The following is an 11,251-nucleotide window of genomic DNA, read 5'->3' as shown; positions in this document are numbered from 1 at the left end:
CTGGCGCATCGCCGCCGTCCGGTCCATGTCAGGGACGATGAGACGCCGTTCCTTCCTGATCCGTGCAGGCGCCGCAGTGGCCGCTATCGGCGGCGGCCTGTGGCTGAAGGATCATGTCATCTGGCGTCGGCCCCGGTTGACCTTCCCTGAGGGCGGGACCAGCGCCTGGTCGCCCTTTGTTGTCGCGGACGCCGCCACGCCGACGGTGCGGGTGCGGATCGCCGGGCGCGAGGTCACGGCCCTGATCGACAGCGGCGCCCAGTATTCGGTGATCGACCGCGCCCTGGTCGAGGCGCTCGGCCTGACGACCTTCTTCGACATGCCGATGGTGGCCTATGGCGTCGGCGGCCAGCCGCAGGTCGGTCGGGGGGTGACGCTGGACCTGACGATCGGTTCGCTGGGCGTCGGCGCGCTGCGGGCGGCCATCCTCGACCTTGGGCCTATCGCCTCGGCGGAGGGGCTCGGCGCGCCTCTGGTGCTGGGACAGGATCTGCTGGGCGAGGCGGTGCTGGAACTGGACTTGAAGCGTCGTCGGGCGCGGTTCGCCGATCCGGGAGGCCATGTCGTCTCGCCCGCTCTGCGTCAGGTTCCTGTCAAACGCAGCGGCACGGCGCTGACCGCCGAAGTCACGGTCGAGGGCGCGGTTCTGCGGGCGGTGGTCGACACCGGCTTTTCGTCCCTGATCGCCCTCAGTCAGGGCGCGGCTGAGACGGCGGGCCTGCTGGACGGACGGCCCGAGACCGCCGGGTCCAGCATCGTTCTGGGCGGCGTGGCGCGGGCGCGAGTGATCGAGGCGCGGACCGTCACCTTTGGCGACGACCTGTGGCGAGGGGTGGCGACGCCGGTTTTCGCCGGTTCGCCCCTGCCCAACTATCCCGACGCCCTGCTGGGCGTGGCGGCCTTCGAGGGCCGCGAGGCTGCGCTGGACCTGGGGCGAGGCCGACTGCACGTCTCTTCCCAGATGGATCTGACGGTGGGCTAGGCTTTAAGCTTTGTTACAATCTCGACCTTTGCTGTCCAGGTGATCGGCGGTAACGCGTCGAGCATGACCATCGTCGTGCCGGGCGCGCCCTTCGCGGCGCCGCAGAGGTTGGAGAGTCTGGACCTGCTGCGGGGCTTCGCCCTGTGCGGCATCCTGTTGGTCAACATCATCTCCATGGGCGGCATCTGGGAGGCCTATGTCCCGCAGACGGCGCCCAGCCTCGGCAATCCCGACTGGATGGCCTGGCTGGTGCAGCATGTCTTTCTGCAGGGCTCGATGCGGGGGCTGTTCACCCTGCTGTTCGGGGCGGGAATGCTGCTCATCACCCTGCGCGGCGACAACGGCAAGGGCACGATCGAGGCGGCCGACGTCTATTTCCGGCGCTGCATGGCCCTGCTGGTGCTGGGGATCGGCAATGTCACCGTCCTGCTGTTTCCGGGCGATATTCTCTATGTCTATGGCCTGTCCGGCTTCTTCCTGTTCGTCTTCCGCGCGGCGCGGCCGCGCACCCTGATCCTGGTCTCGGTCCTGCTGATCACATTGCTGACGGGAATCCAGGGAGCCAGCGCTTACAAGCGGGCGATCGAGGCGCGCGACGGGCGGGCCGTGGCCGAGAGCCATCTCTCCGTTGATCGCCTGAACCCGAAGCAGCGTGAATCCCTGGACGCCTATCGGGCGGCTGTCGCGGCGCGCCAGCCGTCGCCGGAGGTCCGCCTCGAACAGGCCCAGCTGCGCATGGGCGGTCCGGTCAGCCTGCTGAAGTGGAGCGTCCACACCTGGATCGACTATGCCGCCTCCAGCTACACCATCATCCTGGTCATGGAATGCGTGGCCTTCATGCTGCTGGGCATGGCCCTGTTCAAGCTGGGGGTGCTGAGCGGGGCGCGGTCCTTGCGTTTCTATCTGCTGCTGATGGCGGCGGGCTATGCGGTGGGGCTGACCATCAATGGCGCCCAGGCGGCCTCCTTGTGGCGGCACGACTTCTCGCCAGAGCTATGGCTGACACGCGCCAGCTACGAGGCGGGGCGGTTGGGCGTGACCCTGGGCCATGTGGGGCTGATCCTGACCCTGTGGAAGTTGAACGTCTTCGGCTTCATCGGGACCGGGTTGAAGGCCATGGGGCGGATGGCGTTGAGCAACTATCTGGCCCAGTCGGCCATCACTTCATTGTTGTTCTACGGCCTGCACCTGTGGGGACGGTTCGACTGGTGGACCCTGTGGGGCATCGCAGTCGTCATCTGGGTGGTGCTGGCGATCGGCAGCCTGTTGTGGCTGCGCGCCTTCGCCTTCGGGCCGATGGAATGGGCGCTGCGGCTGTCGGCCTATGGCGCCGTTCCGCCGATCCGCCGCCCCCCGGCCGTCACAGCCCCCTGAAGGTGTCGCAGGCCGCCGGATCGCCGGTCTGATAGCCGCGTTGCAGCCACTCGACCCGCTGGGCCGAGGAGCCGTGGGTGAAGCTTTCGGGCGAGACGCGACCGCCGCCGCGGCGTTGCAGCGCATCGTCGCCGATGGCCTGGGCGGTCTTCATGCCTTCTTCCAGATCGCCGGGCTCCAGCGCCACCTGACCGCCGGAGACGGCGCTGGCGTTCCTGGCCCAGACCCCGGCGTAGCAGTCGGCCTGAAGCTCCAGGGCGACGGAATACTTGTTGCCTTCGGCCTGTGAGCGCGCCGCCTGCTGGGCGCGCTGCACCTGCTCGCTGGCGCCCGTCAGGGTCTGGACGTGGTGCCCGAACTCGTGGGCGATGACATAGGCCTTGGCGAAGTCGGCGCCCGAGGCCCCCAGCCTGGTCTCCATCTCGCGCCAGAACGACAGGTCCAGATAGACCTTCTGGTCGGCGGGGCAGTAGAAGGGCCCCATGGCCGACTGGCCGAAGCCGCAGCCGGTCTGGGTGCCTTGCTCATAGAGGACGGTGGTCGGCGGCGTGTAGCCGCGCAGCTTGGTCTTCCACACGTCGTTGATGTTGGTGCCGACAACCTCGACGAACTGACCCGCCTGGTCCTCGGGCGTGCCTGTCTTGCCGGCCTGCTGGCTCTGGCTGGCGCCGCCGAACTGACTGGCGACCTGCTGAGTGGTGTTGGGATCGATGCCGAAGACGAAGTAGCCGATGGCCGCCAGCACCAGAACGCCGATGCCGACGCCGCCGCCCGCCGCAGCACCCATGCCGCGCCGGTCCTCGATGCCGCCGCCGCGCCGTCCGCCCTGCCAACGCATGATGTCGTCTCCGCCCTGATGTCTCGCCCGAAGCTAGGCGAAAACGCGGGGGGCAGGGAAGGGATGCAATTGTAACGGGCGGTCAGTGCGGGCGGCGATCCAGCCAGGCGTCGATCTCTGTGACGCCGCGCACCATTTCTTCGCGCCGGGCGGTCTGGGCCTCGCGGGCCTGCCGTTCCTGTTCCAGCGTGCGCGGGGTGTAGGCGGTCGGCGGAGGAAGGGGCGGTGTCGGCTGGCGCGCGGCCTCAAGCCGCTGGATCGTCAGCTGGGTCTGCAGCCGTTGCTGCTGGGCCAAGGCTTCGCGCTCGGCGGCCTGATTGCGCAGGCGGTCCATCTCGATGCGGTGCTGGTCGGCGATGGCCGAGCCGGGGTCGTAGCCGGGCGGCGGAGGACCCGGCCAGCCGGGCCAGGTCTGGGCGTTCGCGGCCAAGGGCAGGGCGACCGTCAGCAAGGCTATGAAGATCAGGCGACGCATAAGGCGAACATGGGCGCCCGTCGCCCTCGCGCCAAGCGTGGCCCTAGATGGCGAAGCTGACGCCGCAACCGCAGCTGGACGACGCGTTCGGGTTGCGCACCACGAATTGCGCGCCCGCCAGTTCATCGACGAAGGCGATCTCGGAGCCCTTGAGGAAGGGGATGGACACCGGGTCGATCACCGCCGCCTGACCGTCGCGGCGCACGACCAGATCATCGGCCTCGGGCGCATCGACCAGTTCCAGCCGGTACTGGAAGCCCGAGCAGCCGCCGCCGTCGACGGCGACGCGCAGCATGACCGGCTTGCCCTCGACCTCGGCCAGCTTGGCCAGACGTTTCGCCGCGCTTTCGGCCAGAAGGATGCCTTCCGGGGCGCGGGGGGAAACCGAAAGCGACAGGTCGCGGACTGATTCTGTGGATTGGACGGTGCTCACGGCTCTCTATATGAGGAGCTGACAGGCGTTCGCAAAGGCCTGTGTCGCAATAGAAGTGCTGTCCGCCTTGAGCCAGACCCGCGCGTCCTTCGCCGAAGACCCCGCCGCCAGCCGCGGCCGCCATGTTTTCGAGCCCGCCAGCCGCACCCGAACCCCCTTCGCCCGCGACCGCGACCGCATCATTCACGCCACCGCCTTCCGCCGTTTGAAGGAGAAGACCCAGGTCTTCGTGGCGCACGAGGGCGACCACTATCGCACCCGCCTGACCCATAGTCTGGAAGTGGCCCAGATCGCCCGGTCGCTGGCCCACGCCCTGCGGCTGGACGACGATCTGGCCGAGACCATCGCCCTGGCCCACGACCTGGGGCACCCGCCCTTCGCTCATGCGGGCGAAGACGAACTTCAGGCCCAGATGGCCGACTACGGCGGCTTTGATCACAACGTCCAGAGCTTCCGCGTCATCACCGAGCTGGAAGTGCGCTATCCCAAGTTCCCCGGCCTGAATCTGAGCTGGGAAACGGTTGAGGGCGTGATCAAGCACAACGGGCCGGTGGTGCATCACCTGGACGATCCGGCGTGGAAGACGGTCGCGGCCTATGCACCCGGCGGGGCGGCGAACTGGGACCTGAGGCTCGACACCTTCGCCTCGCTGGAGGCCCAGTGCGCGGCCATCGCCGACGACATCGCCTATAACAACCACGACGTGGACGACGGGGTGCAGGCAGGCCTGTTCACCCTGGCCGATCTGGCAGAGGTGCCGCTGATCGGCCCGTGTCTGGCCGAGGTGCGCCGCGACTGGCCCGCGCTGGACGACCGAATGGTGCGGTTGGAGGCCGTGCGCCGCATGATCGGCATCATGGTCGACGACGTTTTGGCCGAGACTGAGCGTCGGCTGGCCGAGCACCGCATCGTCACCGTCGAGGACGTGCGACTGGCGCCGCAGATGATGGTGCAGTTCTCGCCCGGTATGATGGCCGACCTGGGCGTGCTGCGCCGCTTCCTGTTCGAGCGGATGTATCGCCACTACCGGGTCAACCGCACCCGCAGCCAGGCGCGCCGCGTCCTGTCGCAGCTGTTCCATCTGTTCATGGAGGAGCCCGAGGTCATGCCGCCCGAATGGTCGGCCCCGGCGATGTCGGATGATCCGGTCAAGCGGGCGCGGGCGGTGTGCGACTATATCGCCGGCATGACCGACCGCTACGCCATCGAGGTCCACGGCAAGCTGTTCAGCCTCGACCTGGCGCTTGATCTGTGATTCGAAAGCGGCCACGGGCGGGCTAGACTGATACTTCCCGGCGCCGATTCGCGCGGCGCCGATCCAGAAAGCACGACCCATGTCCTACGACGACGATCACCGAGGCAACCCCAACGCCGGCCGCGAGCGGGGGGCCTATACGCCGCCCACCGACGACGACCTGCCGTTCGAGCGTCGCAGCTATGATCCCCGTCGCGCGCCGGCCGCCAAGTCGCCGCCGATCACCCTGATCATCAGCGCCATCGTCCTGCTGCTGCTGATTGTGGCCGTGGTGGTCTTCTATCGTTCGGGCGTGCGCTCCTCGACCGACGCCCCGCCCGCCGTGGGCACGCCGGTTGAAAGCATGAAGGTCGAGGCGCCGCTGGACGCCCAGCCCATCGACCCGGAAGCCGGCGTGCGCGTCTATCGCGACGGCGGCGAGGCGACGGACGCCGTCCCCACCTTCACCCCTGGCCCCGAAGCGGTCGAGCCTCGCCCCGCGCCCCAACCTCTGCCCGCCGCGCCGACGGCCCTGCCGCCCGCCGCTCCGGCTGCGGTCGCCCCGACGCCTGCCGCTCCGGCCAAGCCCGCGCCCGTGACCCCGCCCCCCGCGCCCAAGGCGACGCCCGCTCCGGCGCCTGCTCCCGCCGCCGGCGGTTCCTCGGGCGTGCAGATCGGCGCCTTCTCCTCGACCGCCATCGCCGACCGCGAATACGCCGCCGTCGCCGCCCGCTTCGGCCAGTACGCCTCGGGCGCCGAGAAGCGCGTGCAGGAAGTCACCGCCGCCAACGGCTCGACCGTCTATCGCACCACCTTCACCGGCATGAGCCGCGAACGCGCCGTCGCCTTCTGCAATGCGCTGAAGGCCGCCGGCCGCGACTGCATCGTCCGCTAAGACACCGGACGAGAGAGACCGCATGACCTCCGCCGCCATCTACGGCTGTTCCGGCCACAGGCTGACGGCGGAGGAGCGCGCCTTCTACGCCGAGACCAAGCCCTGGGGCTTCATCCTGTTCCGTCGCAACGTGGACAGTCCCGACCAGGTGAGGGCGCTCGTTTCCGAGCTGCGCGACAGTATCGGCCGCGCCGACGCCCCGGTCCTGATCGATCAGGAAGGCGGCCGGGTGCAGCGCCTCGGTCCGCCGCACTGGCCCAAGTATCCGCCGGGGGCCGCCTATCTGAAGGCCGTCAACGACCCGATGGCGGCGCGGGAACTGGTGCGTCTGGGGGCGCGGCTGATCGCCCACGACCTGCGGGCCTTGGGCATCACCGTGGACTGCGTACCGGTGCTGGACGTGCCGGTGCCGGGCGCCCACGACATCATCGGCGACCGCGCCTATGCTCAGGACCCCGCCACCGTGACCCAGCTGGGCCGGGCGGCGGCCGAGGGCCTGCTGGCGGGCGGCGTCCTGCCCATCATCAAGCACATTCCCGGCCACGGCCGCGCCTTCGCCGACAGCCATCATCACCTGCCGGTGGTCGAGACGGATCTGGCCACGCTGGACGCTTGGGACTTCACTCCGTTCAAGGCCCTGTCGGACATGCCCATGGCCATGACGGCCCATGTCGTCTTCACCGCCGTCGATCCCAAGCGCCCGGCCACGACCTCGAAGAAGGGCATCCGCCTGATGCGCGAGCATCTGGGCTTCTCCGGCCTGATCATGTCCGACGATCTGTCGATGCAGGCCCTGTCGGGGACCCTGACCGAGCGCGCCGAGCAGTCGCTGAAGGCGGGCTGCGACGTCATCCTGCACTGCAACGGCGACCTCGGCGAAATGCGTCAGGTGGCCGAGGGGACCGGCAAACTGAAGGGCGAGGCCAGGCGCCGCGCCGAGGCCGCGCTGGCTCGCATCGTCCACACGCCCGAACCGCTCGACGTGGCCGAGGCCCGCGCCCGGTTGGAAGCGGCCTTGTCAGGCCGCTTCGACGCCGCCAAGGGGCCGGACGTCGGCGAGGCGCAAGCCTGATGATGGATCAGGCGTTCCAGCCCAATCTGGACTTCGCCGCCGTCGATGATGCTGACGCCGCCGAGGCCTTCGTCGTCGATCTGGAAGGCTATGAAGGACCGTTGCACGTCCTGCTGGCCCTGGCGCGCACGCAGAAGGTGGACCTGCTGAAGCTGTCCATCACCAAGCTGGCGGAACAGTATCTGGCCTTCGTTCACGAGGCCCGGCGGCGCAACTTCGCCATGGCGGCGGACTATCTCGTGATGGCGTCCTGGCTAGCCTATCTGAAGTCGCGTCTGCTGCTGCCCCGCAACGAAAAGGGCAAGGCCGAGGAGCCGCCGGCCGAGGAAATGGCCGCCGCTCTGGCGTTTCGTCTGCAAAAGCTGGAGGCTATGCGCCGCTCGGTCGAGGCCATCACCAGCCGCCCGCAGCTGAAGCGCGACGTCTTCACCCGGGGGGACCCGGAAGCCACCGTCATCATCCCGTCGGATCGTGTCGACGCCAGCCTCTATGAGCTGATGGCCGCCTATGTGGCCCAGCGTCGGCGCGAGCAGCGTCGCAACTATGCGCCCGGCCAGCGGGTCGAGGCCTTCCAACTGGAGGCCGCGCGTGACTGGCTGCGCTCCATGATGCCGCGTCTGGCCGACTGGACGCCTCTGGATCAGGTGGCGCCCGCGCGCGAGGACGAAGACGGGGAGGGGCCCAGCCAGGCCAGCTATACCGCCTCGACCCTCTCGGCCAGTCTGGAGCTGGTGAAGGAGGGGGCAATGGACGTGCGTCAGGCCGAGGCCTTCGCCGACCTCTTCCTGAAACGTCGCGGCTTCGGGCAACCGCTGGAACTGACGCCGTGAGGCCTCAACATCCGCTCATCCCCGCGGAGGCGGGGACCCAGTGCTTTGGCCAGGGTCGAAACCATTTGCAGTATTTGACGCGCAGGTCGGCTGGCCGCAGCCGCGCCGCTCAAACCTGGGTCCCCGCCTCCGCGGGGATGAGCGGGAGTTTCCATGTCTGACCTTAGCTTCAAGCCCGACGAAACCGAGATCGAGCGCCGGGTCGAGGCCCTGCTGTTCGCCGCCGCCGCGCCCCTGTCGGCGGCCGAGATCGCGCGCCGCCTGCCGGAGGGCGCCGACGCGGGCCGGGCCATCGCCGCCCTGCGCCAGCGCTATCAGGGCAGGGGGGTTGAGCTGGAATGTGTCGCCGACCGCTGGCGGTTCCGCACCGCCGCTGACCTCGGCTTCCTGATGACCGAGGAGCGCGAGGAGCCGCGTCGCCTGTCCAAGGCCGCGCTCGAGACCCTGGCCATCATCGCCTATCACCAGCCTTGCACCCGCGCCGAGGTCGAGAGCGTGCGCGGCGTCTCCCTGTCCAAGGGGACGCTGGACCTGCTGCTGGAGATGGACTTCGTGCGGCTGCGCGGACGCCGGCGCACGCCGGGCCGCCCCGTCACCTACGCCACGACCGACCGCTTCCTGGAGCATTTCAGCCTGGCCAGCCTCTATGACCTTCCCGGCGTGCAGGAGATGAAGGCGGCGGGTCTGCTGGATCTGTCGATCCCGGTGGGCTTCGAGGTGCCGGACCCGACCCGCAGCGGCGACAGCGAAGGCGAGGACCTGCTGACCGCGCTGGACGACGGATCGCCCGAGTTCGCCCAGGATTTCGTCAGCGAGGACTGAGAGTCGCGCCGCGAACAGCGACGCATCGCCACGGTCAAGCCCGGGGTGACAATAAATGCTGGATTTTCAGGATCTTGGCTGTCGGTTTCCGCGTCTTGACCTTCCGCCCCCCGGCCTATAGGTTCCGCGCCGAATTCAGACCTTCTCGGCGTTCTCGCCGGGCGCTGGGCGAAGCAACCATGTCTCCTACGAAGGAAACGCGCGAAGAGGCGATCGCACGCCTCACCAAGAGCGCATCCGAGCTTGAGGCGCGGACGGCCAACGCCCGGTCGGCGGAAATCTCGGCGCATGCCGTGACGAGCCAGGCCTACAAGATCATCGCCGAGCTTCTCGGCGGCGTGATTGTGGGGATTGCTATTGGATTCGGCGTCGACCGTGTGTTCGGCACGGCGCCTTGGGGTTTGATCGGCGGGGTCCTGTTGGGCTTCGCCTTGTCGTTGTGGATGGCGCGCCGGACGGCCAATCGGCTGATGGCGCAGGCTAAGGCGGCGGGGGTACAGGCTGAGGCCATCCCCTTCGAGGAAGCCGGCGAAGAAGACTAAGGAGCGAAAGGCCCCATGGCCGATCCGATTCACCAGTTCCAGATCCAGAAGGTCGTGGACCTTCCTGACGTCACGCTGCCCGGCGTGGGCGTGGTTGATCTCGCCATCACCAATTCGCACATCGCCATGACCTTGGGCTTCATCCTGGTCGTCGGCTTCCTGGCCATGGTCACCTCGGGCGCCAAGGTGGTGCCGGGTCGTCTTCAGGCGGCAGGCGAGAGCCTGTTCGGCATGATCGACAACCTGACGGACTCGATCATCGGTCATGAAGGGCGCAAGTATTTTCCCTTCATCTTCACCCTGTTCACCCTGATCCTGGTGATGAACATCCTCGGCATGTTCATGACCTTCACCGCCACCTCTCAGTTGGCCGTGACGGTGACCTTCGCGGTCCTGACCTTCGGCCTGGTGGTCGTGGTCGGTTTCGCCAAGAACGGTCTGGGCTTCTTCAAGCTGTTCTGGCCCATGGGCGCGCCGCTGGCGCTGCGCCCTGTGGTCGGCCTGATCGAGTTCGTCTCGTTCCTGCTGCGTCCGGTCACCCTGGCCCTTCGTCTGTTCGGCAACATGCTGGGCGGTCACGTGGCGCTGAAGATCTTCGCTGGCTTCGTCGTCTCCCTGGGCGCTCTGGCCATGGGCGGCGGTCTGAACCTGCTGGCCTTCCCGGTCGCCGCCCTGTCGCTGGGCATGGTGGTCGCGCTGACGGCTCTGGAATTCCTCGTGGCCTTCCTTCAGGCTTTCGTTTTCGCCGTTCTGGCCTGCATCTATCTCAATGATGTGGTCAACCTGGACCACGCCCACTAAGGGCAGGGCCAGTCTTTTAAACCCCAACCTCCAAACCCCAACTCTAGGATACACATCATGGACGCTGAAGCCGCCAAGTACATCGGCGCCGGTCTGGCTACCCTCGGCATGATCGGCTCGGCCGTCGGCGTGGGCAACATCTTCGGTCAATTCCTGTCGGGCGCCCTGCGCAACCCGTCGGCCGCCGCCGGTCAAGTCGGCAACCTGTTCGTCGGCGCCGCCCTGGCGGAAGCCCTGGGCATCCTGGCCTTCGTGCTGGGCGTCCTGATGATCTTCGGCTGATCGGTTCACCCGAACGCCTTTTCGAGTCGGCGCCGCTGGGCTTCAGGTCCGCGGCGCCGCCTTCATTCTGATTTTCGACAGCACGGTTATGGCCACGACACCTACCCCCAATGCTGCGATCCCGCCTTCGGTTGAGGCGGATCTGCACACCGAGACGGCGGTTCCGGAAGCCCATCATGAATCGGGCGGCCTGCCGCAGTTCGACTTCGCCCACTGGGGCGGGCAGATCGTCTACCTGCTGTTCCTGTTCGTCATCCTCTACATCCTGATCGCCAAGGTCTTCGCACCGCGGCTGCGTCGCGTGCTTGACGAACGGACCGAGACCATTTCGTCGGCGGTCGCCACCGCGCGTTCGGTTCAGGCCGAAGCCGCTGGTCAGGCCGAAGCCGCCAAGGCCGAGGTCGAAAAGGCCCGCGCCGAGGCTCGCGCCACCGCCGTCGCCGCCAAGACCCGCGTCGCCGAGGAAGCTCAGGCGCGTCAGGCCCAGGAAGAAGCCGTCGTCTCGGCGCGCATCGCCGAAGCCGAGGCCGCCATCGCCAAGACCCGCGACGCCGCCATGGTTCACGTCTCGACCGTCGCCGCCGACACGGCTCACGCCATGATCGAGCGTCTGACGGGCAAGGCGCCGACCGCCGCCGAAGTCGCCGCCGCCGTCAAGGGAGCCGCCTGAT

Annotated in this window: 14 protein-coding genes; 11 read left to right on the top strand and 3 right to left on the bottom strand. The window is 68.1% G+C overall.

Annotated elements, in window-relative coordinates; genetic code table 11:
- Positions 1 to 37 precede the first annotated feature (37 nt).
- Both RTY13_RS00955 and RTY13_RS00950 read left to right on the top strand, forming a co-directional pair.
- Entirely contained in the window at positions 38 to 982 is a 945-nt protein-coding gene (locus RTY13_RS00955; protein ID WP_312780490.1) for an aspartyl protease family protein, read from the top strand.
- A 63-nt stretch (positions 983 to 1,045) separates the two neighbouring features.
- Complete coding sequence (locus RTY13_RS00950) at positions 1,046 to 2,356, top strand: DUF418 domain-containing protein (protein ID WP_312780489.1); 1,311 nt, start codon at positions 1,046 to 1,048, stop codon at positions 2,354 to 2,356.
- Here RTY13_RS00950 and RTY13_RS00945 read toward each other — a convergent pair.
- From RTY13_RS00945 to RTY13_RS00935, 3 genes are all read right to left on the bottom strand, one after another.
- Positions 2,343 to 3,194, bottom strand: coding sequence for a neutral zinc metallopeptidase (locus RTY13_RS00945; protein WP_312780488.1), 852 nt, complete (start codon positions 3,192 to 3,194; stop codon positions 2,343 to 2,345). The genes RTY13_RS00950 and RTY13_RS00945 overlap by 14 nt on opposite strands.
- Positions 3,195 to 3,276: 82 nt before the next feature.
- Positions 3,277 to 3,669 carry a hypothetical protein gene (locus RTY13_RS00940; RefSeq protein WP_312780487.1) on the bottom strand — a complete coding sequence of 131 codons (393 nt, stop codon included), beginning with the start codon at positions 3,667 to 3,669 and terminating at the stop codon, positions 3,277 to 3,279.
- 43 nt (positions 3,670 to 3,712) lie between these two features.
- The gene (locus RTY13_RS00935; RefSeq protein ID WP_225910505.1) at positions 3,713 to 4,066 is read right to left on the bottom strand and encodes an iron-sulfur cluster assembly accessory protein; all 354 of its coding nucleotides are present in this window, start codon (positions 4,064 to 4,066) and stop codon (positions 3,713 to 3,715) included.
- Between the two features lie 103 nt (positions 4,067 to 4,169).
- Here RTY13_RS00935 and RTY13_RS00930 point away from each other — a divergent pair, with 103 nt between their 5' ends.
- The 9 genes from RTY13_RS00930 (at position 4,170) to RTY13_RS00890 (ending at position 11,250) form a co-directional block, all read left to right on the top strand.
- Entirely contained in the window at positions 4,170 to 5,357 is a 1,188-nt protein-coding gene (locus RTY13_RS00930; protein ID WP_312780486.1) for a deoxyguanosinetriphosphate triphosphohydrolase, read from the top strand.
- A 79-nt stretch (positions 5,358 to 5,436) separates the two neighbouring features.
- Positions 5,437 to 6,231 (top strand): SPOR domain-containing protein, encoded by a 795-nt coding sequence (locus RTY13_RS00925; RefSeq protein WP_312780485.1) that lies wholly within the window; start codon positions 5,437 to 5,439, stop codon positions 6,229 to 6,231.
- 22 nt (positions 6,232 to 6,253) lie between these two features.
- A complete protein-coding gene (gene nagZ / locus RTY13_RS00920; protein WP_312780483.1) occupies positions 6,254 to 7,303 on the top strand; it encodes a beta-N-acetylhexosaminidase in 1,050 nt (349 codons plus the stop codon).
- A gap of 2 nt (positions 7,304 to 7,305) precedes the next feature.
- Complete coding sequence (locus tag RTY13_RS00915; RefSeq protein WP_312781752.1) at positions 7,306 to 8,133, top strand: ScpA family protein; 828 nt, start codon at positions 7,306 to 7,308, stop codon at positions 8,131 to 8,133.
- Between the two features lie 153 nt (positions 8,134 to 8,286).
- Positions 8,287 to 8,955 carry an SMC-Scp complex subunit ScpB gene (gene scpB, locus RTY13_RS00910; protein ID WP_312780481.1) on the top strand — a complete coding sequence of 223 codons (669 nt, stop codon included), beginning with the start codon at positions 8,287 to 8,289 and terminating at the stop codon, positions 8,953 to 8,955.
- A gap of 74 nt (positions 8,956 to 9,029) precedes the next feature.
- Positions 9,030 to 9,497: an AtpZ/AtpI family protein gene (locus RTY13_RS00905; protein WP_312780479.1), complete on the top strand. Its 468-nt coding sequence runs from the start codon at positions 9,030 to 9,032 to the stop codon at positions 9,495 to 9,497.
- 15 nt (positions 9,498 to 9,512) lie between these two features.
- Entirely contained in the window at positions 9,513 to 10,298 is a 786-nt protein-coding gene (locus tag RTY13_RS00900; RefSeq protein WP_312780478.1) for a F0F1 ATP synthase subunit A, read from the top strand.
- A 57-nt stretch (positions 10,299 to 10,355) separates the two neighbouring features.
- Complete coding sequence (locus RTY13_RS00895; RefSeq protein WP_207822907.1) at positions 10,356 to 10,580, top strand: F0F1 ATP synthase subunit C; 225 nt, start codon at positions 10,356 to 10,358, stop codon at positions 10,578 to 10,580.
- Positions 10,581 to 10,668: 88 nt separating this feature from the next.
- On the top strand, positions 10,669 to 11,250 hold the full coding sequence (locus RTY13_RS00890; RefSeq protein WP_312780477.1) for a hypothetical protein: 582 nt from the start codon (positions 10,669 to 10,671) through the stop codon (positions 11,248 to 11,250).
- Position 11,251: the final 1 nt, after the last annotated feature.

Source organism: Brevundimonas sp. (assembly GCF_032055285.1).
Classification (GTDB): domain Bacteria; phylum Pseudomonadota; class Alphaproteobacteria; order Caulobacterales; family Caulobacteraceae; genus Brevundimonas.
This window is presented reverse-complemented; position numbering and strand designations above follow the sequence as displayed.